Below are 25,465 nucleotides of genomic sequence, written 5' to 3'. Positions count from 1 at the left end.
GTTGAGCCGTGGATTTAGCCATTTTTGGACTGAGCTGGGGGTGCTATGTTTGGATCGGGAATTCTCAAGGGCCTGGGTGTCACGTTCAAGCACCTGGTTGACACCTTTACCGACGACGTCAAGAAGATTCCGAGCCGCTATGCCGGCCTGAACGGCGACCGGCAGTTCATTGACCAGCCCTGGAATGAAGAGGGGCTGTTCACGATCCAGTACCCGGAGGAAAAGCGCGTCATTCCGGAGGGTTTCCGCTTCATCCCAATGCTGCTGTGGGACACAGCCAAGAGTGAAGACCGCTGCACGGCCTGTGGCATCTGCGCCAAGGTCTGCCCACCGCAGTGTATCTGGATCGTACGCGACAAGGACGAAAAGGGAAAGCCGGTCACGCGGCCGGCCGAGTTCTACATTGATGCTTCGATCTGCATGAGCTGCGGCTTTTGCGCCGAGTTCTGCCCGTTCGACGCCATCAAGATGAATCACGACTACGAACTGGCTACCTTCGACCGCTACCCGCGCCTAATCTACGACAAAGAGACGCTGACGGTGCCGATCGAGTATTACGCGCGCCTGTGGCCGGCGCAGTACCAGGAAGAAGAACGGGTGCGCGCCGCGGAAGAAGAGGCGAAGCGCAAGCAGGCCGAAGAGAGGGCCAGGGCCGCCGCGGCCAAGGCCGCCGCGCCGGTTGCGGCTGCGGAAGCGACACCGAGCGCCGCAATGGCGCCAACCGCGCGCCCCAAGATGACGCCAGAAGAGATCGAGGCGCGCAAGGCCGAGGTGGCTGCGCGTCGCGGGGGCGAGGCCAGCGCTGAGGCTGCAGTGGCGCCAACCGCGCGCCCCAAGATGACGCCAGAAGAGATCGAAGCGCGCAAGGCCGAAGGTGGCTGCGCGTCGCGCGGGCGAGCCTGCGCCAACCCCTGCGCCCAGCATCGCTGCGCCGGTGGAACAGGCGTCCAGCATCGCCGCGCCGGCGCTGTCACCGAACGTGACGCGGCCGCGCATGACGCCGGAAGAGATCGAGGCGCGCAAGGCCGAAGTGGCCGCGCGTCGCGCAGGCGAGCCTGCGCCAACCCCGGCGCCCAGCATCGCTGCGCCGGTGGAACAGGCGTCCAGCATCGCCGCGCCGGCGCTGTCACCGAACGTGACGCGGCCGCGCATGACGCCGGAAGAGATCGAAGCGCGCAAGGCCGAAGTGGCCGCGCGTCGCGCAGGCGAGCCTGCACCAACCCCGCGCCTGCGCCGGTTGTGCCCACGCCCATGGCGGCCAGGTCGGATGAACTGGAACTGATCGAGGGCATCGGGCCGAAGATCGGCGCCGCGTTCCGCGCGGCCGGCATTACCACCTTCAAGCAGCTCGCCGCGACGCCGCTGGAGCGCATGAAGGAAATCCTGGCCGCCAACAGCCTGCGCGCTGATCCAAGCACCTGGGCCGAGCAGGCCGCGCTGGCGGCTGCTGGTCGCCTGGAGGAACTGAAAGCGTTGCAGGATCAGCTCATCGCCGGACGGCGCGACTAGAAACACAACCCCCCGATCACGCACCAAAAACCTTTGGAGCCAGGCTGGTTCCAAAGGTTTTTTTGATGTATGCACCGGCCTGATTTTCACGCCGAAGGCGCCCGGCAAAGGGGCGATGTCATCATTTGACTTTTGCCCGTTTTTTCGATACTCTTTACCCCTCAAGCGATTCTGACGCATAATGCTGAGAACGATTCGGAGAGGCACCATGATTGCTCCAAAAGCTGAGATCATTTTTCCACCCAAGCTGATCCCCCATCTGCGCGACCTGCGCGGGGATGAATGGCGCGTCCTGGTGGATCGCGTCACGCCCCTGTCCGAGATGGATCCCGATAGCCTGGCCTTTTCGCTGCTGATGATTCGCCTGGACGGCTGTCTCAAGTGTTACGCGGGCAGCTACAAGTTCATGCGCGGTTGCCAGTTGTGCGCCGTGCAGACCATCACCCAGTATAAGGGCAGCGACAGCCAGCTCCTCAAGGAGTATCAGCGCGCACAGGTTGACATTGACGATTACCTGAGCGGCCGTCGCCGCGTGTTCACCGAATCGTTTGCTGATGACGGCGAGGCAGACAAGCTGGCCGCGTAACGACCAGGCGCAAGTGGCATCTGAATCTTAGACTTCCGAAGTCTGAGGAGCGATATGAACGAATTCTCTGGCACAAAACGTGTGGGTATCATCGGCGCCGGCATCGCCGGACTGGCGGCCGCGTATGACTTGACGCGCCAGGGCTGCGCGGTGACGATCTTCGAGGGCGCACCGGTGGCCGGTGGTCTCGCCTCTGGCTTCAAGGCCGACACCTGGCAATGGCCGCTGGAACGCTTCTACCATCATCTGTTCACCTCCGACAGCGACATCATCCGCCTGACCCAGGAGATTGGCTGCCAGGACCTGCTCATCTTCCGCCGCCCCATCACCTCGATGTGGTACCAGGGCAAACCCTACGCCTTCGACTCACCCTTGCGCCTGCTGGCCTTTCCGCACCTGGACTGGCCCAACAAGTTCCGCATGGGTTTTGTCTTCGCCTACCTGCGCTATGTGGGCAAGAACTGGCGCGCCTTCGAGCAGACGACCTCGCACGCCTGGCTGGACCGCTGGATGGGGCCGCGCGGTTACAACATGCTGTGGCGGCCGATGTTGGAGGGCAAATTCGGCGATCACTACCAGGAAGTCAACCTGGCCTGGTTCTGGGCGCGCATCGTCAAACGCAGCCCGCGCCTCGGCTACTTCCAGGGTGGCTTTCAGGCCTTTGTAGATGCGCTGGTTGCCAGGGTCACGGCCCAGGGCGCGGTCGTCCACCTCGATAGCCGCGTCACCAACGTGCGGCCGGCGGCCAACCGGACACTGATCGTCAGCCATGACCGCGGCGAAGACACCTTCGACGCGGTGATTGCCACGGTCAGCCCCAGCCAGATGGCAGCCCTGGCGCCTGACCTGCCCGCGGCGTACCTGGGTCAACTGGGCCAGCTCAAGAGCATGGGCGCGGTGGTGATGACCCTGGCGCTGAAGCACAGCCTGATGCAGGACACCTACTGGCTGAACATCCCGAAAGCCGAGGGTTTCCCCTTCCTGGCGCTGGTCGAGCACACCAACTACATGGAAACGACGCATTACGGCGGCGATCACATCATTTACCTGGGCGACTACCTCGATCCCACGCATCGCTACTTCAGCCTGAGCGATCAGGAACTGCTGGCGGTTTTCTTGCCCGCGCTGGCGCGCATCAACCCGGACTTCCGGCCCGACTGGGTGCGCGAGGCCTGGGTACACAAGGCCACCTACGCGCAGCCGGTGCCGCCGGTCAACTACTCAGCCATGATCCCGCCGCTGCAAACACCCATCCCCGGCCTCTTCTTCGCCAGCATGAGCCAGGTCTACCCCTGGGATCGGGGCACCAATTATGCGGTGGAAATCGGCCGTCGGGTGGCGCAGCAGGTTCAACTTTCAGCATTGAATTAAGGGCTTGTCAAAGAAAGAATAGGTTCCCGCATTTTCCTGACCGAAATGCGGACAAGAACAGGAAGTTGTTTCTTGACAAGCCCAGGACAAGGACATGTTTGGTAAGAATCATCAAGTGACGGAGAAAGATGTTTTACGGGCGTTGAGCGCTGTCATAGAGCCGGAACTGCACCGGGACCTGGTCACGTTGAACATGATCAAGGACATCAGGATCGCGGGCCAGGAGGTCGGATTTACGATTGTGTTGACGACGCCGGCCTGCCCCCTGCGTTCGCAGATCGAGAGTGAGGCCTCGGCCGCGGTGGCCGCGCTGCCGGGCGTGGCGCAGGTGCAGGTCAACTTCGACGCCAACGTGAGGACCGATCGGCGCATTGCTGGCAAGCTGGATATTCCGGTCAAGAACATCCTGGCGGTGGGCAGCGGCAAGGGCGGCGTGGGCAAGACCACGGTCGCGGTCAACCTGGCCGTGGCGCTGGCGCAGATGGGCGCCCGGGTGGGCATTCTGGATGCCGATATCTACGGCCCCAATGTGCCGATGATGATGGGCGTGCATGCCATGCCCAGCCCGCGTGACAACAAGCTGACGCCGCCGGTGGCCTATGGCGTGGAAGTGATGTCCATGGGCTTCCTGGTTCCGGCTGGCGAGGCGCTCATCTGGCGCGGGCCGATGCTGCACAGCGCCATTCGCCAGCTCTTCACCGATGTCAACTGGGGTGACCTGGATTACATCATCGTTGACTTGCCGCCGGGCACCGGTGATGCCCAATTGACCCTGGCGCAGTCGGTGCCGTTGGTTGGCGGGGTCATCGTCAGCACGCCGCAACAGGTGGCCCTGTCGGATGCGGTGCGCGGCCTGGCGGCCTTCCGCAAGCTCGAAGTGCCGATCCTGGGCATCGTGGAGAATATGGCCGGCGATGTCTTTGGCAGCGGCGGCGGCGAAGCGGCGGCCCGGCAGTTGGGCGTCCCCTTCCTGGGCCGCATCATGCTCGATGCCGCCATCCGCAGCGGCGGTGATGTCGGCCAGCCGATTGTGGCGGTTGACCCCGACTCACCGCAGAGTCAGGCCTTCCGCCAACTCGCGCAAGCCATTGCGGCGCGCATCAGCGTCATGTCCATGCAGCCAGACCCCGAACTGCGCATCATCTGATGCCACCACCCTCTGAACCCCTGCTTGGGCGACGCGTGTTCGAGCTGGTCCGCAATCTGATGGCGCTGTTGGGCGTCTTCACCACCGTCTACGTGGTGGGCCTGACGCTGATCATCTCCTGGCAGGCCAGCCGTGACGAGGCCCGGCCGGTTGATGCGATCGTGGTCCTGGGCACGGCACAGTACAACGGCCGGCCGTCGGCGGTGCTGGCCGCGCGGCTGGATCATGCCATCAGCCTGTACAATCAGGGGGTGGCGCCGGTGCTGGTGACAACCGGTGGCTCCGGCCGCGATTCCCGCTTCACCGAAGGCGGGGTAGGGCGCACCTACGCCATGGGCCAGGGCGTGCCGGCTGGCGCGATCCTGAGCGAAGAAGGCGGCGCCAGTTCGTGGGAAAGCCTGCGCAACGTCGCGGAACTGCTCGAGGCGCGTGGCTGGCGTCGCATCGTCCTCGTCAGCGACCCGTTTCACATGACACGACTGAAGCTGATGGCACTCGGCCTGGGTTTGGAGCCGTCCGCTTCGCCCACGCGCACCTCGCCGATCTCTTACCGCCCCGCGGCCGAGATGTTCTACGTGTTGCGCGAAGTGGCCGGGGTGACCGTCTACGTTCTGACCCAGGCCGCCGCAAGCCTTCTGTGAGCACCGCCTGGCGCCTGGCCGGGTGCAGACCGCGAGGAACAGCATGGGGATAGTCCAGTCGCAGCGTATGGCGATCATTGACCTCGGCTCCAACACCGCGCGCCTGGTGGTCATGAACGCGATCCCCGGTTTTTCCTATCATCAACAGGACGAGATTCGCGAGGTGGTGCGTTTGCGCCAGGGCATGAGCAAGAAGGGCCTGAGCCGCGAAGCGATCGGGCGCGCCCTGGCAACCCTGCGGCTGTTCAAGCGCTTTTGCGACAGCACGCAGGTGGACATTATCCTGCCCACGGCAACCAGCGCCGTGCGTGAAGCGGCCAATGGCCCGGCCTTCATCGAGCAGGTGCGCCGCGAGGTGGGGCTTGACCTGCGCATCCTGAGCGGCGAACAGGAGGCGAGCTACGGGGTGCTGGGCGCACTCAATGAGGTTGCCTTCACGCAGGGCTTCGTGGTGGACATCGGCGGCGGCAGCGCGCAGATCAGCGAGGTGCGCGACCGCCGCTTTTTTGCTGGCGTCTCGTTGACGCTCGGCACCCTGGCGCTGACCGAAGGGTTCATCAGGAACGATCCCATCAAGCCGGCTGAGTTCGAGGCGGTGCAGGCCGAGATCGGCCGCCAGTTGGACAGCGTGACCTGGCTGGGCAAGGGGAGTGGGCCGCTGATTGGCCTGGGCGGCGCCATCCGCAACCTGGCCAAGATCGAAGCGGCTCGCCAGGCCTACCCGCTGAATACCCTGCACGGCTTCACCCTGCGCCGGGCCTCGCTGGAGCAGACGATCGAACTGCTGCGCAGGCTGCCCCTGACCGAGCGCCAGGCGATCCCCGGCCTGCGCACCGACCGCGCGGACATCATCCTGCCGGGCGCACTGGTCATCCGCGCCATCATGGAACGCCTCAAGGTCAACGAGCTGACCGTTTCGGCCAACGGCCTGCGTGAAGGGGTCTTCTTCGAGCACTTCTGGCAGCATTTTGCCTATCCGGTGATTCCGGACGTGCGGCGCTTCAGCGTGCTCAACATGGCGCGCACCTACAGCTATCAGAAAGCACACGCCAATCATGTGCGTTACCTGGCGCGGCGCATCTTCGAGCAGTTGATCCCGCTGCACGGTTATGGCATGGCCGAGCGCGAACTGCTGGACGCGGCGTCCCTGCTGCACGACATCGGCACCATCATCAGCTATCAGGATCATCACAAACATTCGCAGACGCTGATCGTCAACGCCGGCCTGCCGGGCTTCACCTCGCGCGAGACTGCGCTGATTGCCCTGCTGACCCGTTTTCACCGCAAGGGTAAGCCTGAGCCGCTGGAGTTCGCGCCGCTTCTCAAGGACGGCGATAACATTCTGCTGACGCGCCTCTCCGCCATTCTGCGCCTGGCCGAATACCTGGAACGCGGCCGCAACGCCACCGTGGACGACGTGAGCGTGACCTGGGGCGATGATTACTTGCGCCTGACGCTCATCGCCGACGAATACCCGGCCGTAGAAGTTTGGGACGCGCAGCGCAGCGCCCTGCCGCTGGTGGAAATGGCCTTCGGACGCCGCGCCCTGCTGGACAGCGTCGCCGCACCGAGCGCGTGGCGCGACAACGTTACGGCCTGAATTCCCCTGCGCGCTTGACAACTCAACCGGGCAATCCTTCCGTGCTGACGAAACGGAAACTTCTCCACTTTACAGAAACGGGCCTTTCCCTTACAATAGCGGCCTCTGCAATCCCCAGCCGTGCCAACGGCTCAACCGTGTGCCAGGGTTCAATTCAGAAAGGAAAACCGACCGATGACTCGTGCAATCGTCCCATCTCGTGCCCGCCTGCGCCGTTTTTGTCTGTTACTCTTGATGTTCTGTCTGCTGGGGGCCGGGTTGGTTCCAAGCGCCCTGGCCCATCCGAGCCGGCCGCCGCTGATCAACCGGCCCAAGTCTGTCTTGCCCACAGTCTGGAGCGCGCCCACGCCCGCGGTTCAGCGTGGCTCTGACGGGCTGACCGACGAAAAACCGACCCCGCTCACCGACGCGGAACGCGCGGCCATCGTGGACGGCGCCCGCGCCTACCTGGCTGAAGGCCCGCACGCCGTGGCGGTTTGCCCGGCGGGCGGCGGCGTGATCAGCGGCTTCGAGTGCCTGAACGTGGACCTGTTGTCCTGGATGCCCTTGAACGCCTTCAGTTCTGGCCCCACCAGTGCATCCAATATCTGGGAGTACCTGGCGCCCGATGGACGTGAGTATGCGGTCATTGGGGTGCGCAACGGCACGGCTGTGGTGGATATCACCGACCCGGCCAATCCGTTGGAAGTCGGCCTCGTGCCCGGCTATAGCAGCACCTGGCGCGAGGTCAAAACCTACAATCAGTTTGCCTACATCTCTACCGAAGCGTCTGGCCAGGGGATGCAGATCATTGACCTGCGCGATCTGCCGCAGAGCATTGCGCTCGTCAACACCTACACCGGCAACGGGTTGGGCACCATTCACACCCTCAGCATTGATGCACAGAATGGCTATCTCTACCTGAACGGTTCCAACCTGGCTAACGGCGGCCTCATCATCCTGGACGTCCACACCGATCCGATCCATCCGGTGGAAGTGGGGCGTTGGTCCACGCGCTACGTTCACGATTCCCAAATCGTCACCTACCCGCCCAACCATCCCACCTACGCCAATCGCCAGATCGCGTTCCTGTACACCGGCGCGCAAGGCATTGACATTGTGGATGTCACCAACAAGGCCGCGCTGGTTCTCTTGTCGCACACCACCTACACCGGCCTGGCCTATTCGCACCAGGGCTGGTTGACGCCGAATTTCCAGTACATCTACCAGGACGATGAACTGGACGAGCAAAACAACCTGGTGCCCAACATGACCACGCGCATCTTCGATGTGAGCAATCTGTCCAGCCCGCAACTGGCCGGCACCTATGTGGCGGCCAACAAGACGATTGACCACAATCTTTACATCCGCGATAACTTTGTGTATGAATCGGACTACCGCAACGGCCTGCAGATTCTGAACATCAGCGCGCCCACCGCGCCGGTGCTCACCGGCTACTTCGACACCTATCCCGGCAGCAATTCCACGGCTTTCAACGGCAACTGGGGCAATACCCCCTTCCTGCCCAGCGGTCACATCATCCTGGCCGACATCGAGCGCGGGCTGTTCGTGCTGCGTTTCAATGAACTGCCCGGTTCGACCACATTCACCATCGCCGCCGCGCCGCAGGCGCTGAATGTCTGCGCCGGCGGCAGCGCGCAATCCACCATCAGCATCGGTCAGATTCGCGAGTTCCTGCCCACCGTCAATCTGAGCGCCAGCAACCTGCAGCCGGAGATCACGGCCAACTTTGGCGCCTCATCCCTGCTGCCGGGCAGCAGCACCAGCCTGACGCTCAACGTGACGCCCAACCTGGAGCCGGGCAACTATCCTGTCCGCATCACCGGCGCCAGCGGTGCTGTCAGCTACTACACCGATTTGAGCCTGAATGTGGTCAGCGGTTTGCTGGCGGCGCCGGCACTGCTGTCGCCGGCCAACGGCGGTAACAGCGGCGTGCTGGCAACGCTCTCCTGGCAGGCCCTGGCCGGCGCCAGTGCGTATCATGTGCAGGTCTTCGACAATCCATTCCTCACCGGCGCCCCGCTGGTGGATACGACGGTGAGCGCGACGAGTTTCGCCATCCCCAACGGCCTGCTCAACGCCAACGGCCACTACACCTGGCGCGTCGCCACCGTGGGCGCGTGCGGTGAAGGCGCATTCAGCGCGCCGCGTACGTTCACCACGGTTGCCAACCTGTGTCAGGAACTGCTCCTCAACAATGGCTTCGAGAGCGGCAGCAACCCGCCCGGCGGCCCGCCCTGGGTCTGGAGCACCGAAAATACACAGACTGTCATCCGCCAGGGGCCGTTCCTGGACGATGGCGCCACCATCTATCCGCACAGCGGCGCGTGGGCGGCGCGCCTGGGCGGCTATAACAACATCGGCCCCACGCCCGATTCGCTCTACCAACCGTTCAGCATCCCGGCCGGCTACACCGCCACGCTCAGCCTCTGGTGGCAGATGCGCACCCAGGAGCAAAATACCGGCACGCAGTATGACTTCTTCCGCGTCAAGATCAAGGACGCCGGCGGCAACGATCTGCAGACCGTCTATAGCGGCAGCAACACCAGCCCTGAAGGAGTGTGGCAGCTCCAGACGCTCGATCTCACCGGTTCCGCGGGCAGCACGCTGCGCCTGTTTGCGGACATCACCACCGATCAATCACTGGCGACCTGGCTCTACCTTGACGACACCAGCGTGTCGGCCTGCGCGCCCTCTGCGCCCACCTGCACGTGGGCCGATGTCAACTGCTCGTGCAACGCCGTAGACGTGCGCGACATTCAACTCATGGCTGAGGCGTGGCGGGACTCCACGGTCAACGGCCAGACCTACCCCCAGTTTGATGTCAACAGCGCGGCGGGGTTGGGCAGCAATGATGGTCTCGCCACCATCGTGGACGTCCAGGCCGTTCTCACGCGCTGGAACACCGCCGCCTGCCAGTAAATGCGGCGTGCGGAGCCAGAAAAATCAATCCGTGTTGATCCGCGTGCTTTGGAATTGGCGCCGGATCAACACGGATTTTTTTCTTTAGCGGTCGGGAGTCCCGAATTTGTGCGGGAAGACAGCGTGCTCAGCCGCGGACGACGTCGCCACGCCGGAGGCGTGACCTACGGTGTGATGACCTATGCGGGTACGGGGTTGTCGCCTGGTGTACCGACGGCCGGTGAAACCGGCGGCTTCTCTTCACGCCCCAGGATCATGCGCCGGAACCCTTCCGCGGCGACCAGCCCGGCCTTCTCCCCTTCCTCCCTGGCCCAGGCGGTCACCATCTCGGTGGGGTCCCATCCTTCCACCTGGCTCTTGTGCTGCCGCAGGGCCGCAATCTTGTTGGCCAGGGTGCCGCTGATGTCCACCATCGTATCTTTCAGCGTGCTGTCGGTGACCCACACCTCGCGCACGCTGTGCGCCTCATAGCCCTCGGCCAGCAGGTCAGGGAAGGCCAGCGGCATGGAAACGGCCGGGAAGACTGCTTCCAGGGTAGCCACAGCCGCCGCGCGGTGATCCGGGTGGTTGATGTAGAAGTTGCCGTAGAAGAAGGCGATCGGGTCGCCGCAGACCACCGTGTCGGGCCGGTACTTGCGCATCACCCGCACCAGGTCTTTGCGCAACCCCAGGGTGGGCTGCAAGGTGCCATCATCGTAGCGCAGGAAGACCACCTCGTGTACGCCACATTCGCGCGCGGCCGCGCGCTGCTCCTCCTCGCGGATGGCCGCCAGGTGCTCCTTGGTCATCCCTTCGACATGGCTGCCGGAATTGCCGCTGGTAATCAGCACGTAGATCACCTCCGCGCCGGCCTGACTCCAGGCTGCGGCCGTGCCGCCGATGCTAAAATCGGGGTCGTCGGGATGGGCGTAGACAACCATCGCGCGTGTGGGGATGGGTGGGTTCGTGTCCATTTGGCTCATACTGATTGATCGTACCTCTCTTTGCTCGTGATTGATCTCAGGCTGGCGTACCGATCGCCAGCTCATAGATGATGGCGGTTGTCTCCGGGAGGTTGAAGAAGCGCACGGTTTCCAGGTCATAGAAGGCGCCGATGCCGGTGCAGCCAACGCCCAGGGCGTGCGCGACCAGGTAGGCAGCCTCGGCGCGCAGGCCGGCCTCCAGGTGCAGATTGCGATAGATGCGATCGCCGCACTGTTGCACCAGGTTCCCCAGGTCAGCGGCGAAAAAAATCACCGCGCCGGCGGCGGCGCAGAAAGCCTGATCGAGCGATAGGTGCATGGCCCATTCAGACAGGTTGCCCGCGCGCTCCAGGATGAGGCCGCGGCTGGCCGCATCGTAACGATAGGCGCCCTCCGGCACCCCTTCCACTCGAATGACAATCATGACCAGTTCGAGCGCGCCCTGGGCGCTGTCGGTTGCATACGCGACGTCGAGGGCCTGGATGATGGCGCTGAGTGCATCCCCTGGCAGAGGCGCCGGCTTGAACTGATGCGATGAGCGGCGCCCCAACAGCGATTGACAGAGGGACACCGGCACCGTTGGCCTGAGCAGGGGCGCCTGGTCAGGCGATTGCAGTTGACGGTGTTCTGTTTCGGTCACAAGCGCCGCCGGGCAGCGACGCAGGGCCTGCACGGCGGCCGGCTCGCGCAGCGCCGTCGCGCCGGCCGCGGGCAGGATGGCATCCACGGCGGCGTCCGGCTGCATGGGCGGCAACGATTCAAGCGCGAGGGGCGCCGGTTGGTCGGGCGCGCCGCGTGGCGGGGGTCTGTAGGCCCGATCGGCCCGGATTGCCACCAGGATTTGCACGGCTTCCTGCGCCGATGACAGCCCAACCAGGCGATTGACCGGTTCATCCACGAAATTGTAGACAACGGTGGCGGTGTAGCCCAGCGCCGCGGCCACCAGGATGACGTTGCCCGCCAGGTGACCGCAGTCCTGCAGGCAGTAGCGGTAGGCGCGCGGCCCATACTTCCAGGCGGTGCGCCACCACAGGCTGGAGATGGCGAAGACTGCATCCGCTTCTGCCACGGCCGGCAGCTCGGCCGCCGCGTCAGCCAGCCAGGCGATCCAATCGGCCGGGCGCAGAAGTTCCAGCGCATGTTCACCGGGCGCGTAATGATAGACGCCGTTGCGCGCACCGGCAGCGCCGCGCAGCGCCAGATAGAGCTCTGCAGGATAAAGCGCGCCGGCCGAGGGCGCCGCGCGCAGGGTCAGCGTGGCGCCGGGCAGCGCCTGTTGCGCGGTGGGGCCATAAGCATAGTAGCACAGACGCGAGAGCGTCTCCAGATTCCAGGCGGCCGGCGCCGCCAGGGCCGCATGGGGCGACAAACGCTGCACGACCTCCAGGGTATCAGGAAAGTCGCAGTCAATTTGCTCGGTCAGGGCCAGGCGGGCGACGGTTGGGTAGAGCTTGTAGATGGATGGCTGGCGGCTCCAATCCACGTCGGTGCTCATGGTTTGCAGGCGTCCGGCCGTCTGAGCCGTTTCCGCGTGCAGACGCAGAGTCAGGGGCTGGCGGTTGCCGCTGCGCGGTCGCTCAGGGTTTTGCTGTGCGGCGGCCACAGGCGATTTGCGCCGGCGCTGGGATAACCAGTCTTGCCACATAGAATCCTCCAACCGGGCTGGAATCCATCATGCTGGGGTGGAATTTACCATTTTGGGGTGGCAGATTCCACCCCATGTGTTGACACGAGAGCGGCCCGATTGTAGCACAAAGCGGAGCGAAACGGAAGCAATGTCATGGCCGCGGGTGATTTGTGCAATTGACATCTTGTCAGAAGTCATGTAAAATGACCGTAGCTTCGCTTGTCAAACACGGTACGTGTGCAGCAAGCTATGGAAAATCCCAAATTCGCTGTATTCTCTGCGTGTAAGAAGGAGAATCAATTCATGACGCATGTGATTTTTGACCTCTGTATTCGTGATGGCGCCTGTGCAGAAGTCTGCCCGGTCGAGTGCATTGTTCCTGGCCAACCCGAAGAAGAATGGCCCTGGTTTTACATTGATCCCGACACCTGCATTGACTGCGGCGCCTGCGTGCCGGAGTGCCCGGTTGATGCCATCCGCCCAGAAGAGGACTTGGAGCCGCAGTATTTTGCGTCCACTGAGATCAACGCCAAGTTCTTCATAGATGGGCCTGGCTACGCAGCCGTTGGCAAATAACGCTCATCCGTGGCGGTGAGATCGAAAACATCATTCTGAGATTGGGAACCTCTGCCTGCCAGCAGGGGTTCTTTTTTGGTGAACCATGAGCGAGCATCTGCCTCAACGCGCCCTGGTGATCATGGCGCATCCTGATGACCCCGAATTCTTCTGCGGCGGCACTGTGGCACGTTGGGCGCATGCCGGCTGTCAGGTGACCTACGTCGTCATCACGCGCGGCGACAAGGGCAGCGACATGCCTGACATGACCCCGGAGAGTCTGGCCATCCTGCGCATGGCCGAACAACGCGCGGCCGCGGCTCTCTTGGGCGTCGCAGAAGTTGTGTTTCTCGATTACCGCGACGGTGAGCTGTTTCCCGACATGCGCCTGCGCGAAGACCTGGTGCGGCAAATTCGCCTGCATCGTCCCGATACCGTCATCTTGCCTGACCCGACCACCTACTACATCGGTGATTCTCGCATCAACCACCCGGATCACCGCGCAGCCGGTGAAGCGGCCCTGGCGGCGGTTTTCCCCGTCGCCCGCGGGCGCCTCAATTTTCCACAGCACGAAGCCGATGGCCTGGCGCCGCATACAGTCCCCCATGTATTTATCGCCGGCCCGCACGAGAGCAATCATGAGGTTGACATCAGTGAGGTGTTCGACCTGAAAATTGCCGCCATTTTGCAACACAAGAGCCAGATCGCCGACCCGGCCGACCTGGAGGCGCGCCTGCGTGCGCGGGCGCACAGCACAACGCCGGATGGGCGTACCATCTACCGTGAATTGTTTCGTTGGATGAAGTTGGCGTAAATTTTTTGTGCTCAATGAGGAGACAAAACGATGTCTGATGTTGCGTTTCGAATCGAAAAAGACTCCCTGGGCGAGATGAAAGTCCCGGCCCACGCGTTGTATGGCGCACAAACCCAGCGCGCCGTGCTCAATTTCCCGATCAGCGGTATGCGACCCTACCCGGCCTTCGTCTGGTCCATGGTCGCCATCAAGCGGTCGGCGGCCGTGGTCAATCACGGGCTGGGCTTGCTGGATGAACAGCGCGCCCATGTCATCGTGCAGGCGGCCGACGAGGCGTTGGCGGGTGTACTGAATGAGCATTTCGTGGTGGACCCGTTCCAGGCCGGCGCCGGCACCTCGCACAATATGAATATCAACGAAGTGTTGGCTAACCGAGCCAACCAACTGCTCGGCTTTGCGCTGACCGACCCCAAGAAACCGGTCAACCCGAACGACCACGTCAACATGGCGCAGTCCACCAACGACACCATCCCCGCCGCGATCCGCCTGGGCGCGCTGTGGCGCCTGCCGGAGTTGCTCCAGGCCCTGGATGATTTGGCGGCCGCGCTGCGCCAGAAGGCGCGCGAGTTCGACGACATCGTCAAGTCGGGCCGCACGCATCTGCAGGACGCGGTGCCGGTGCGTATGGGGCAGGAGTTTGGCGCCTACGCGCGTGCCGTCGAGCGCGGCCGTGAGAAAATCGTGCAGGCGGCCGAGGCCCTGCGCCGCCTGGGCATCGGCGGCACTGCCACCGGCACCGGCCTCAACGCCCATCCAGAATATCATGCACGCATGGTGGCCGCGCTCAGCGATCTGTTGGGCCAGCCGCTCTTCACCTCTGATGACCTGTTCGAGTCCATGCAGAGCATGGGAGACAACGTCTACTTCAGCGGCAGCCTGCGCACCGTGGCCCAAGACCTGATCCGCATCGCCAACGATTTCCGCCTGCTCTCCTCCGGGCCGACCACCGGCCTGGATGAGATTCGCCTGCCGGCGGTACAGCCTGGGTCCAGCATCATGCCAGGCAAGGTCAACCCGGTGATGGCCGAGATGCTCGACATGTCCATGTTCCACGTGCTGGGCTGCGACTTGACGATCACGCTGGCCGCGCAGGCCGGCCAACTGGAGCTGAACGTGATGATGCCGATCATCGCGCACAACCTGTTCGAGATGATGCATGTGATGATTGGCGCGGTCAATGCCTTCACCAGCAAGTGTGTGGTGGGGGTCACAGCGAACCGCGAGAAGGCGCTGGGTTGGCTGGCCAAGAACGCCATCCTGGTCACCGCGCTCAACCCGGTGATTGGCTACGCGAATGGCGCGGCCGTGGCTAAGGAATCGTTGGCCACCAACCGCGCCATCAAGGACGTGGTGGTTGAAAAGGGTCTCCTGACCGCAGCACAGGCCGATGAGCTGCTGGATGCGCGCAAGATGACCGAGGGCGGCATCCAGGGCAGCGGCGGTGGCGGCGGCTGAGGACGACCTCAACCCCGGCCCCTTCTCCTCTCCGCCACGCGGAGAGGAGAAGGGGTCAGGGGTGAGGTGAGACCCGCGGCGGGGATGCCATTTTCAAGTCAATGTCTATGCCTCTGCCGGGCACATCCTGGCAGATTGTCGCTTGAGAGGAGAACTGATGACCGACTGGCTTCTGAGTCTGAATGATTGGGGTACCCAGTTTTTGTTGGCGCTGCAACAGGCGCGCACTCCCACACTGAACGCGCTCTTTCTTTTCATCACCGAACTGCATGGCGACAATTTCTATCTCTTCATCTTTCCGCTCTTGTATTGGTGCCTGAACAAGCAGTTGGCTGTGCGCCTGGCCTATCTCTTCTTCTTTGGCTATGACTTCTGCAATGGTTTTCTGAAAGATCTGCTCCATACGCCGCGGCCGTTCGATCCGCGGCTGGAAGTCCTGGTGACGGAGACCAGCTACGCGTTTCCCAGCGGCCATGCGCAGGGGAGCCTGATGTTCTGGGGCTACCTGGCCCTGGCCGTACGTCGCACCTGGTTCTGGATCGGGGCGACGGCGCTGGTGCTGTTGATTTCGTTCTCGCGCCTCTACCTGGGCATCCACTTTCCGCACGATGTCGTGGGCGGCCTGCTGATCGGGCTGGTCCTGCTGGCCTTGTTTGTCTGGCTGCAGCCGCGGGTTTCCCCGGTTGTTGCGCGTTGGCCCTGGCTGCAACAAGTGGCCGTGGGAGCGCTGCTGCCGCTGTTGATCTTCCTCCTGGCTCGCTCCGAAACCAGCGCCCGCGCCCTGGGCCTCCTGTGCGGGGCCGGCATCGCCCTGCCCCTGGAAGCGCAAACCGTCCGCTTCGCCGTCAGCGGGCCGCCGGTGCAGCGCCTGCTGCGCTTCCTGGTCGGTTTTGTGGTGCTGCTGACCTTCTACCTGGGGCTGAGCGCCGCGCTGCCCCACACCGACATCATGCGCTTCATTCGTTACGCCATCGTGGGGATCGCCATGCTCTGGCTTGCGCCGTGGCTGATGGTTCGCCTGCGCCTGGCGCCCGGCGGGAAGGTATAGGCCCGGCGCATGACACGTCCACTACGCATTGCCTGGTTGGGACTCAAGGCCAGCTATGAGGAGATGCTGCTGCTGGCGATCCTCAGCCTGCTGGTTTGGGTGTGTTGGCTGTTAATCATCCCTGGTCCGCCGGCCACCGCGGGGCTGTACTATGTGGCCCACCGCATCGCCACCGAACGTCGCGTCAACTTTGATCTGTTCAAGGAGGGCTTTCGTCTCTATTTCGTGCGCAGTTGGATCATCAGCGGCATCAGCCTGGTGCTGCTGGTCGTCCTCGTGGCCGGCTTTTTCTTCTACCTGGCTCCGCCACTAAGATTCCCGCAGTGGATGCAGGTCCTATCGGTGGTGATACTCTATATGTTAGTCGCCTGGTTTGCCATTCAACTCTATCTCTTTCCCGCGTTGATCGAACAGGACCTGCGTATCTGGCCGCTCTTTCGCAACGCGCTTTACCTGGCCCTTGCCAGCCCCATCTTCACCGGGGTCCTGCTCCTGGCGCTGGCGTTCATCGTGCTCCTGTGTGGCGTCACCACCATCCTGCTCTTCCTGATTGCGCCTGCCCTGGTGGCCGTCATCAGCAGCCTGGCCCTGCAAGACCGCCTGATCTTTTTCCGCGTCAAGCCCGCACCAACCACCGCGCCCGATTGATTACAAGGCGATTCTTGAGCAAATCACTGAAGACGGAAAAAGGATCTTGACGATGTCTTCCTGGCAATCCGACACTATCCAAACTAATGGAATTCGCCTGCACGTCACGCGTACCGGCGGCGCGAAACCGCCGCTGGTGCTGGCACACGGCTATTCTGATGACGGGCTGTGCTGGACGCCCGTCGCTGAGGAGCTGGCGATGGCCTACGATGTGGTGATGCCCGATGCGCGGGGACATGGCCTCTCGGATGCACCTGATGGGGACTATGGCCCGCTCGAGCAGGCCGCTGACCTGGCCGGTGTGATCGAGGGCTTGGGGCTGCAGCGCCCCATCATCGTGGGCCATTCGATGGGCGCGCTGACCGCGCTGACCCTGGCCGGTCGCTATCCGGCTTTGCCGGGCGCCATTGCGCTTGAGGACCCGCCGCCCTGGTGGGCCGACGATTGCGTGCCGCCGTTTGGCGAGGAGTGGCAGCGGCAGACCCGCGCCTGGATTGTGGGCTTGCAGCAGCAGACAGCCCCGGAGATCATCGCGGCGCAGCGCGCCCACCAACCTAACTGGCCCAGCGCTGAGTTCGAGCCCTGGGCCGCGGCCAAACTGCGCGTGCATCTCAATTCTCTCAACCGCCTTGCGCCGCTCAACATCAACTGGCCGGCCCTGCTGGCATCTGTCCAATGCCCTGTGCTGTTGATGACCGCGGAGCCGGCGCTGGGCGCGCTGGTCAGCGCGCGCCAGGCCGCGGCCCTGCAGGACTCCGTGCCCCAGACCCGCATCATCCATTTTGCCGAGGCGGGTCACAGTATTCGCCGCGATCAGTTCCAGGGCTACATGAACGTGATTCACCGGTTCTGCGCAACGGTCACAGCCAGCACTGACCTGCGCATGGTTTGGCCCATGCACCACGAAGCCTGACTTCGTTTGCTTACTGGGTGACGGAAAACTCAGCCGTCGCCTTGATCCCACCATCGGGCGTGGAGGCAATCCAGGTCAGGGTGGCATCGGAGACGGCCGCGCCATTGGGCCAGGTGGCCGGCGCCGTCACGCTGACATCGAAGGCGCCAAACCCGCCCACCACGCTGCTGGCCACGACCTGCGTGGCGTCGAAGGCGACGGTGGCTGAGGCCAGGTGGATGTTGACCTTTTGGCCCAGGGGCCAATTCTCACCGTGCAGTTTGACCTGGCTCGAGAGTGCGCCGCCGGTCGGTTGGGCTTGCAGCGTGGGCGTCAACTTGCCGGTGCTGGCGGGCAGGGTGCTCTTGAGCGTCTGATAGACATCATTGACCCAGGCCAGCAGCGCGTTGACGTCGGCCTCCGTGGCGGTCGTTTGCCCACTCCCCTTGAAGGTCAACGTCTGCAGCATGGCGTCGGGCACGGGCGGGTCCTTCATGAGAAAGTCAATCGGTCTGTACCGCGCCAGCCAGGTCAACAGTTGCAGTTGCTGGTTTGCGTCCAGGCTCACATGCAGGGCGTTCGATCCCTGTTTGCCCTTGCAACTCCCCCCGCTGACCACACCGGTCGCGGTGATACTCAGATCGTCGCAGAAGCCGGCAATGCCGCCCTCGCGATGCCAGACGAGCACGGTGTCGGATGGCGGCACCGGTACGACCAGCGACCCGTCCTGGTTCGTGCGCACCTCGTAGGTTCGACCATCCACTTTCAGCATGATTCTGAACCCGGACACCTGGGCCTCGCTGCAGCCGGCGCCGGCCTGCTCCACTTCCAGGCAGCCGTTGCGCCAGGTGATCGGTTCGACGGCCACGGTTGTGATCTCAGTGGCCGATTTGCCCAGGCTGTTGGCGAGCGCCTGCTGCGCGGCCCTCACCGCCGGGTTGACGGTGGCCGCGGCCGGCCGCACGGCTGAGCCATTCATGTCGGTGTGATACTCATAGGCCTGGCCGTTGACTTCCAGCATCACCAGGTAGCCCGGCACGATGGCCTGCGTACACATCTCACCGGGTTGTTCCAGATCCAGGCAGCCATTGCGCCACTGCCTGACCTCCACCGAGGTGATGTTGACATCGGCGGCGGTCACGCCCAAGGCGGTGGCCAGCGTCTGCTGCGCCAGCGTGGCGGCCGCCGGCAGCGTATTCTTGTCCGGGATTGGGGTGGACACCTGCTTGTCGGGCGCGGCCGTTGGCGTGCTGCGCACCGTTTCTGCGCCCGGTACACAGGCGCCCAGCACCTGGGCCAGCAGCAGCAGGCCCATCGCGATTACCGTCCGTTTGTTGACTCGTTTCATCTTGGCCTCTCCTCTTCGCTGTTGCTCTTCGAGCGTGGGTGACCGCAAGGGTGCGCCCCTACAAATCGGGTTGCTGCGGTTTCAACCGCCGGTGCGCCCCTACAAATCGGGTTGCTGCGGTTTCAACCGCCGGTGCTGGCTGCCTGAACAGGCACAAAAAAGCCGAAGCATGTGCGCTGCCGGCGCAGCATGCTTCGATTGGCCTTATTATGCCCGCTGGCGCTGTCGCGGGCATCCGATGCCCATACGATTTTTCTCTACGCCAAATGGCGGATATGACCTTCAGCGACCGGCCCGCCGCCAATTGCCCATGACAACCCCGCCGATGACCAGGCCGGCGCCGGCCAGCACGCGGCCTTCGAGCGCTTCATGCAGCACCAACACGCCGAGCAGGACTCCAACCACCGGAATGGCATACGTCACCGTCGTGGTGCGGCTGGCGCCCATCTCTTTGATCAGGTAGAAATAGAGCAGGTACGCGAACCCAGAGCCGAGGATGCCCAGCCAGAGGACCGACAGCCAGGTGATGGGCAGGGTGGGCAGGCGCAGCGGCCATTCGGCCAGCAGGATACCGGCCAGCAGGAACACCTCGGCCGAAGCCAGTTGCCCGATCGCCAACACCGTGGTTGGCTGATCGCGCAGAAAGCGCCGCACGAAGACCGAGGTTGATGCGTACGAGAGCGATGCGGCGATGACCGCCAGTTCGCCCAGGACATTGCTGAAAAAGCCGCTGCCTGGGTTGCGTCCCACGATGATGATCAGACCGATGAAAGAGATGATGACGCCGATCAACTTGGCGCCGGTGATGCGTTCATCGTGCAGCACGAGATGCGCGATCAACAGGCCGAAGAGGGGCGTGGTGCCGTTGAGAATGCTGGCCAGGCCGCTGTCAATGGTTTGCTCGCTCCAGGCGATCAGGACAAAGGGAACGGCGGTGTTGAACAGGCCGGCCACGGTTAAAAGCCCCCACAGTCGCGGGTCTCTCGGCAACGATAGCCGCTGCCAGCGCAGCACCAGTAGCAGGAAGACCAGGCCGAAGCCGACGCGCAAGGCAACCAGCGTCAACGGCCCCAGTTCCGCCAGTGCAATCTTGATAAAAAGGAACGAGGCTCCCCACACCAGGCTGAGCAGTCCAAACACGCCCCAAGCGCGCATAGACGGTGCTGAGATAGACGGCGCTGAGATGGGTGATGGTGGTTGTGTTTGCACGATTCTCTCTTGTAACGTATCAGTGATAAGGGGAGAAAGGCCATCAACGTTGATCTGTGCGCTGAAGCCGGTTTCCTGATGGGCGGGCATGGAGAATGGCAATCAACGCTAAGTTGTGCTATGATGCCCGTAGGTCGGCGCGAGTTTACCACGAAACAACCGTAAACCGCAAAAGAATACGACCGAGAGAAGATTCCTGGTGCCGGGAGGTACTGGTACCGGGAGGTACCGACAGGAGGCAAGCAGTGGTCAAGCGCGAATTGATCGCCTATCTCGATGCCTTTTTGCGCATCGAGCAGGTGAAGGACTCCGGCCCGCAGGGCCTGCAGGTTGACGCCGGCGCCGATGAGGTGACCACGGTGGCCTTCAGCACCGATTCGGCCCTACCCTGCATCGAGAGCGCGGTGCAGGCAGGCGCGCAGCTCTTGATCGTTCACCACGGCTTGTTTTGGGGGCATGAACAACTGCTGCGCGGCCCGTTTGGCGCACAGGTTCGCCGCCTGTTCGAGGCCGGCCTGTCACTGTACGGCGCGCACCTGGCGTTGGATGCCCACCCGGAGGTGGGTAACAACGCAGAATTGGCGCGCCTCTTCGCTGTGACGGTCACGCGGTGGTGGGGCGACGCCAACGGCACCCCCATTGGCGTCCTGGGTGACGCGCCGGCCGGGCTGACGCTCGCCGACCTGGTGGCCCAGGTCGGGGCGCTGCTGGGCGTCGCCCCACTGGTGCATGCGTATGGCCCCGCACAGGTGCGCCGGGTAGCCATCGTCTCCGGTTTTGGCGCCCCCATGGCGGCCGAGGCTCAAGCCCTGGGCGCCGACACCTTCCTGACCGGTGAAACCTCGCACGCGTCCTTTTACACGGCACAGGCGTTGGGCATCAACCTGATCTATGCCGGCCACTATGCCACCGAGACCGTTGGCCTGCAGGCGTTGGCCCGTCATCTGGCCGCGCGCTTCCCCCTGCAGACGGTGTGGCTCGACCATCCGACGGGTTTGTGAGCGAGTTTGAGATTTTTGCACTCTTCGGCTATAATCGCGCCGGTGGACACAAAACTCTATCAAGGGAGGTCTGGATATTGGTGTGACATCACCCATGATCGAAGTCTTATTGGCCCGCGTCGGGTTAGAGTATGCGCAGCCGCCGCGCCAAACGTCGGTGCTCATGCGGGCCGATTATCAGTTGATGCGCTGGCGTCTGCTGAATTTGCGGCGGCACTACCAGGTCAAACATCCGAACGAGCTGGCTGCCAAGGCGTGCGCCCTGGCGAACGCGCAGGTGGAAGCGCCCACGCTCGATGCCATCTGGCAAGACGTGGCCGAATGGCAAGAGCTGGAGCAACGAGTCGTCTCCCTGTGGCAGCGGCTCTACGCACATTAACCGACCATGCATGTTGTGATGGTCTCCAAGGCGGTGGTGGTTGGCGCCTATCAGCGCAAACTGGAAGAACTTGCTCGGCTGCCGGGCTTGCAGTTGACGGTCCTGGCGCCTCCTGGCTGGCGCGATAGTCGAGGCTACACCCGCCTGGAACGTGTACACGTCACCGGCTATCAACTGCTGGCAACGCCGCTGGCCTTCGACGGACATTTCCATGTGCATTTCTACCCCCGCCTGGCCAGGGAGTTGGCTGCTCTGCAGCCCGACCTGCTGCATATGGATGAAGAGCCGTGTAACCTGGCGACATTGCAAGGCGTCTGGCTGGCTCAACGCCAGGGGACGCCGGCCTGTTTCTTCACCTGGCAGAACCTGTATCGGTCGTACCCTCCTCCGTTTCGCTGGTTCGAGCGCTACGTTTTTCGACATGTGGCCCATGCCCTGGCTGGCAATGCCGAAGCCATTGGCATCTTGCAGCGCAAAGGCTATCGCGGGCCGGCGACGTTGGTGCCGCAGTTTGGGGTTGACCCCGACATCTTTCGACCGGTGACGCGCCCGCCCTCTCCCCGTTTCGTGATCGGCTACGCCGGTGGCCTGGTGCCAGAGAAAGGGATTGACCTCTTGTTGCGCGCCGCCGCCGCGTTGCCGGACAGCGAAGTACGCCTGGCCGGCAGCGGGAGCCAACAGGCCGCCCTGGCCGCGCTGGCCCGGCAACTGGGCATGGACGGCCGTGTGACCTTCATCCCTCGCCTGGCATCCACGGCGATGCCTGATTTTTACGCCGCACTGGACGCGTTGGTGCTCCCCTCGCGCACCGTCTCGAATTGGAAGGAGCAATTTGGTCGGGTGCTGATCGAAGCCATGGCCTGTGGCGTACCGGTCATCGGCGCTCACAGCGGCGAGATCCCGCACGTGATCGGCGATGCCGGGCTGGTCTTCCCCGAAGGTGATGTGACCGCCCTGCGCGACCATCTCCGGCGCTTACAGCAAGATGCTGCCTTGCGGCACGATCTGATCCGGCGGGGACGCGCGCGCGTTCTGGCCCACTACACACAGGCGAAAATTGCGGCCATGACCTATGCTGTCTACCAGCAAATGTTGACCGACGCTGCGCCACCCACCCCGGGGCCGACGGCCGGCGCCCGGTTTTGACCCCGGTTTTAGGCTAAACCCTGTGCCGATTGTTGGCATCAATTCACTCTTGCTGGCGCTGGACGAAACCTATCGCAGCGCGGGCGTGGCCAATTATAACGCGCAGCTCCTGCGCCATTTGCCCGCCGCGGCCCCCGATCTGCACCTGCGTGCCTTTGTCGGCGACCGGCGTTTTTCTGCGGCGCCAGGCATGGCGGTTGCACGGCCGGCCTGGTCAACGCGACGCCCGTTGGCGCGTATTGCCTGGGAGCAGAGCGCCCTGGCGCTGGCATCGCGACGCCTGGACCTGCTGCACGGCGCCGTCTATGCCAGCCCCCTGCTGGCGTCGTGTCCAACCGTCATCACGGTGCATGACCTGACCTTCGTGCATCATGCGGCTGCGTTGAAACGTTTTCATCGTGTCTACCTGCGCCTGATCACACGTCTGTCGGCGCAGCGAGCCGTGCGGGTCATTGCCGCCTCGGAAAATACCCGGCGCCAGCTGATTGATTGGCTGGCACTGCCCCCGGCGCGGGTCATCGCCGTTCCCAACGGCGTCAGTGAGGAGTTTGCGCCGGCCACGCCGGTTGCGGTCGAAGCATTCCGCCGTCAGCACGGCCTGCCTGCCCGTTTCATCCTGTTTGTCGGTACGTTGGAGCCGCGCAAAAATGTGGAACGACTGCTGACCGCCTTTGCGCAGGCTCGTGCGCACCTGAATGCGGACACCTGCCTGGTGATTGCGGGCAGCAAAGGCTGGTATTACCAACAGATTTTTGCCCAGGCTGCGGCCCTGGGCCGGGGGGATCGTCCGTCGCGGGTGATTTTTCCGGGCTTTGTCCCGGCCGCTCAACTGCCCTGGTGGTACCGGGCAGCGACTGTTTTTGTCTATCCATCCCTCTACGAAGGATTTGGACTACCGGTTTTGGAAGCCATGGCCAGTGGAACAGCCGTCATCACATCGAACACCTCGTCACTGCCCGAAGTGACGGGAGATGCCGCTATCTTGATTGATCCCACCGATGTAGATGCGTTAGCCGCTGCCCTGGTGCGCCTGCTGAACGACGAGGACCTGCGCGCACACTTGAGCGCGGCCGGGGTGCGTCAAGCCGCCCAATTCTCCTGGCGACGTTGTGCCGAGGAAACGGTTGCCGTTTATCGTGAAGCCCTTGGCCTGCCGCCCGGCATGGAGCGATCCCCATGACACCAGCGCTCCGCCGTCGCTTCGCCCGTCTGTTGGTGGTCACAGATGTCTTCCTGATCAACGCCGCGTTTGGCGTGGCCTACTACCTGCGCTATGAGCTGCAATGGCTGCGCGATCTTGACCCCAGCACCTACCGTCGGTTCGATGCCTACCTGCCTTTCGCACTCATCCTGACCCTCTTGCTGCTCTTCGCCTACCGCGTGGACGGCGCCTACGACATTCGGCGTGACAGCAGCCTGGTCGAAGAGGCCTATCGCATTACCGCAGGTACGGCTACCGCCATCATCATCATGGTGGCGATTGCCTTTTTCACCCGGCCGCAGCTCAATTCCCGCCTGATCTACGTTTACACCGGCATCTTCATCCCTGTCTTTCTGATTGTTTCGCGCATCGTCTTTCGGGCCTGGCTCTGGCGCCTGCGCCGCCGCGGCATTGGCGTGGACCGCCTGCTCATCGTGGGGGCCGGCGAAGTGGGGCGCATGGTAATGCGCAGCGTAGTGGCGCAGCCGGAATTGGGCTATGAAATCGTCGGTTTTCTGGATGACGACCCTGGTAAGAGCAACACCGCCCTCGGACGCCTGCGCGGACTCGGCACCCTCGACTCGCTGCAGGATGTGCTCAAGTCTATGCCAATAGATGAGGTGATCGTAGCTCTGCCCTGGCATGCCCATCGCAAAATCGTGCAGGTCGTGCAGGAGGTGCAACAGGCCAACGTGCGCCCCCGCATCGTGCCCGATCTGTTCGCCCTGATGCTCGGACGGGTGCAACTCGACCAGATCAACGGCATCCCGCTCATCGGCATGCAACCCGTTGCCATCACCGGCTTCAACCTGGCGGTCAAGCGTCTGCTGGATGTGCTGGTGAGCATCCTGGCCCTGACCCTGGCGGCGCCATTCTGGCTTCTCATCCCCATCGCCATCAAGCTCGATTCGCCCGGCCCGGTGCTGTTCAACCAGGTGCGCATCGGTCGGGCCGGCCGGCCGTTCGTTGTCCATAAATTCCGCTCGATGGTGGTGGACGCCGAGGAGCAGAAGGACAGCCTGCGCTCACTCAACGAGGCCGACGGACCGCTGTTCAAGATCAAAGAAGACCCGCGCACCACCCGTGTGGGGCGCTTGATACGCCGTACCAGTCTGGATGAATTGCCGCAGTTTCTCAATGTGCTGAAGGGTGACATGAGCCTGGTGGGGCCACGGCCGGCCCTGCCCGAAGAAGTGGCGCAATACGAAGAATGGCACAAGCGGCGCCTGGAAGCCTCGCCCGGCATCACCGGCCTGTGGCAGGTATCGGGTCGCAGCCTGGTTGGTTTCGAAGAAATGGTGCTCCTCGATACATTCTATTGCGAGAATTGGTCCTTCGGACTCGATCTCAAGATCCTGTTCAAGACCATCCCTCGCGTTATTCTCGGTGAAGGGGCATTTTAGC

Annotated in this window: 22 protein-coding genes; 18 read left to right on the top strand and 4 right to left on the bottom strand. The window is 63.3% G+C overall.

Annotated features, from left to right (window positions below; translation table 11 throughout):
• The first annotated feature begins 45 nt into the window (after positions 1–45).
• The 7 genes from IPF85_RS27095 (at position 46) to IPF85_RS27065 (ending at position 9,776) form a co-directional block, all read left to right on the top strand.
• The gene (locus IPF85_RS27095; protein WP_343411171.1) at positions 46–1,509 is read left to right on the top strand and encodes a 4Fe-4S binding protein; all 1,464 of its coding nucleotides are present in this window, start codon (positions 46–48) and stop codon (positions 1,507–1,509) included.
• Positions 1,510–1,717: 208 nt separating this feature from the next.
• Positions 1,718–2,095: a hypothetical protein gene (locus tag IPF85_RS27090; protein ID WP_343411170.1), complete on the top strand. Its 378-nt coding sequence runs from the start codon at positions 1,718–1,720 to the stop codon at positions 2,093–2,095.
• Between the two features lie 54 nt (positions 2,096–2,149).
• Positions 2,150–3,466 carry an NAD(P)/FAD-dependent oxidoreductase gene (locus tag IPF85_RS27085; protein WP_343411169.1) on the top strand — a complete coding sequence of 439 codons (1,317 nt, stop codon included), beginning with the start codon at positions 2,150–2,152 and terminating at the stop codon, positions 3,464–3,466.
• Between the two features lie 94 nt (positions 3,467–3,560).
• A complete protein-coding gene (locus IPF85_RS27080) occupies positions 3,561–4,613 on the top strand; it encodes an Mrp/NBP35 family ATP-binding protein (RefSeq protein ID WP_343411168.1) in 1,053 nt (350 codons plus the stop codon).
• Between the two features lie 35 nt (positions 4,614–4,648).
• Entirely contained in the window at positions 4,649–5,254 is a 606-nt protein-coding gene (locus IPF85_RS27075) for a YdcF family protein (RefSeq protein WP_343411167.1), read from the top strand.
• A gap of 43 nt (positions 5,255–5,297) precedes the next feature.
• The gene (locus tag IPF85_RS27070) at positions 5,298–6,854 is read left to right on the top strand and encodes a Ppx/GppA phosphatase family protein (RefSeq protein ID WP_343411166.1); all 1,557 of its coding nucleotides are present in this window, start codon (positions 5,298–5,300) and stop codon (positions 6,852–6,854) included.
• 174 nt (positions 6,855–7,028) lie between these two features.
• A complete protein-coding gene (locus IPF85_RS27065; RefSeq protein WP_343411165.1) occupies positions 7,029–9,776 on the top strand; it encodes a choice-of-anchor B family protein in 2,748 nt (915 codons plus the stop codon).
• Positions 9,777–9,955: 179 nt separating this feature from the next.
• Here IPF85_RS27065 and IPF85_RS27060 read toward each other — a convergent pair whose 3' ends face one another.
• Positions 9,956–10,729 (bottom strand): PIG-L deacetylase family protein, encoded by a 774-nt coding sequence (locus IPF85_RS27060; protein ID WP_343411164.1) that lies wholly within the window; start codon positions 10,727–10,729, stop codon positions 9,956–9,958.
• 46 nt (positions 10,730–10,775) lie between these two features.
• On the bottom strand, positions 10,776–12,383 hold the full coding sequence (locus IPF85_RS27055) for a SagB/ThcOx family dehydrogenase (protein WP_343411163.1): 1,608 nt from the start codon (positions 12,381–12,383) through the stop codon (positions 10,776–10,778).
• Positions 12,384–12,668: 285 nt separating this feature from the next.
• Between IPF85_RS27055 and IPF85_RS27050 the strand changes: the two genes are divergently transcribed.
• The 6 genes from IPF85_RS27050 to IPF85_RS27025 all read left to right on the top strand — a co-directional run bounded on the left by IPF85_RS27050 (position 12,669) and on the right by IPF85_RS27025 (position 17,798).
• Entirely contained in the window at positions 12,669–12,941 is a 273-nt protein-coding gene (locus IPF85_RS27050; protein ID WP_343411162.1) for a 4Fe-4S binding protein, read from the top strand.
• Positions 12,942–13,026: 85 nt separating this feature from the next.
• The gene (locus tag IPF85_RS27045) at positions 13,027–13,734 is read left to right on the top strand and encodes a PIG-L deacetylase family protein (protein ID WP_343411161.1); all 708 of its coding nucleotides are present in this window, start codon (positions 13,027–13,029) and stop codon (positions 13,732–13,734) included.
• 30 nt (positions 13,735–13,764) lie between these two features.
• Positions 13,765–15,189, top strand: a complete 1,425-nt coding sequence (locus IPF85_RS27040) for an aspartate ammonia-lyase (RefSeq protein WP_343411160.1) — start codon at positions 13,765–13,767, stop codon at positions 15,187–15,189.
• A 157-nt stretch (positions 15,190–15,346) separates the two neighbouring features.
• Positions 15,347–16,237 carry a phosphatase PAP2 family protein gene (locus IPF85_RS27035; RefSeq protein ID WP_343411159.1) on the top strand — a complete coding sequence of 297 codons (891 nt, stop codon included), beginning with the start codon at positions 15,347–15,349 and terminating at the stop codon, positions 16,235–16,237.
• A gap of 9 nt (positions 16,238–16,246) precedes the next feature.
• Positions 16,247–16,885, top strand: a complete 639-nt coding sequence (locus IPF85_RS27030) for a DUF624 domain-containing protein (protein ID WP_343411158.1) — start codon at positions 16,247–16,249, stop codon at positions 16,883–16,885.
• 52 nt (positions 16,886–16,937) lie between these two features.
• Positions 16,938–17,798: an alpha/beta hydrolase gene (locus IPF85_RS27025; protein WP_343411157.1), complete on the top strand. Its 861-nt coding sequence runs from the start codon at positions 16,938–16,940 to the stop codon at positions 17,796–17,798.
• A gap of 10 nt (positions 17,799–17,808) precedes the next feature.
• Here IPF85_RS27025 and IPF85_RS27020 read toward each other — a convergent pair whose 3' ends face one another.
• Together IPF85_RS27020 and IPF85_RS27015 are read right to left on the bottom strand one after the other, a co-directional pair.
• Positions 17,809–19,125 (bottom strand): hypothetical protein, encoded by a 1,317-nt coding sequence (locus IPF85_RS27020; RefSeq protein ID WP_343411156.1) that lies wholly within the window; start codon positions 19,123–19,125, stop codon positions 17,809–17,811.
• A gap of 282 nt (positions 19,126–19,407) precedes the next feature.
• Positions 19,408–20,280, bottom strand: a complete 873-nt coding sequence (locus tag IPF85_RS27015; protein ID WP_343411155.1) for a DMT family transporter — start codon at positions 20,278–20,280, stop codon at positions 19,408–19,410.
• Between the two features lie 299 nt (positions 20,281–20,579).
• Here IPF85_RS27015 and IPF85_RS27010 point away from each other — a divergent pair, with 299 nt between their 5' ends.
• The 5 genes from IPF85_RS27010 (at position 20,580) to IPF85_RS26990 (ending at position 25,464) form a co-directional block, all read left to right on the top strand.
• The gene (locus tag IPF85_RS27010; RefSeq protein ID WP_343411154.1) at positions 20,580–21,335 is read left to right on the top strand and encodes a Nif3-like dinuclear metal center hexameric protein; all 756 of its coding nucleotides are present in this window, start codon (positions 20,580–20,582) and stop codon (positions 21,333–21,335) included.
• A gap of 82 nt (positions 21,336–21,417) precedes the next feature.
• Positions 21,418–21,714 (top strand): hypothetical protein, encoded by a 297-nt coding sequence (locus IPF85_RS27005; protein ID WP_343411153.1) that lies wholly within the window; start codon positions 21,418–21,420, stop codon positions 21,712–21,714.
• Between the two features lie 6 nt (positions 21,715–21,720).
• A complete protein-coding gene (locus IPF85_RS27000) occupies positions 21,721–22,860 on the top strand; it encodes a glycosyltransferase (protein WP_343411152.1) in 1,140 nt (379 codons plus the stop codon).
• A 22-nt stretch (positions 22,861–22,882) separates the two neighbouring features.
• Positions 22,883–24,040: a glycosyltransferase family 1 protein gene (locus IPF85_RS26995; protein ID WP_343411151.1), complete on the top strand. Its 1,158-nt coding sequence runs from the start codon at positions 22,883–22,885 to the stop codon at positions 24,038–24,040.
• Positions 24,037–25,464 (top strand): sugar transferase, encoded by a 1,428-nt coding sequence (locus IPF85_RS26990; RefSeq protein WP_343411150.1) that lies wholly within the window; start codon positions 24,037–24,039, stop codon positions 25,462–25,464. Before IPF85_RS26995 ends, IPF85_RS26990 begins: the two co-directional genes overlap by 4 nt.
• Position 25,465 lies beyond the last annotated feature (1 nt).

This window comes from Candidatus Amarolinea dominans (assembly GCF_016704685.1).
GTDB classification, from domain to species: domain Bacteria; phylum Chloroflexota; class Anaerolineae; order SSC4; family Amarolineaceae; genus Amarolinea; species Amarolinea dominans.
This window is presented reverse-complemented; position numbering and strand designations above follow the sequence as displayed.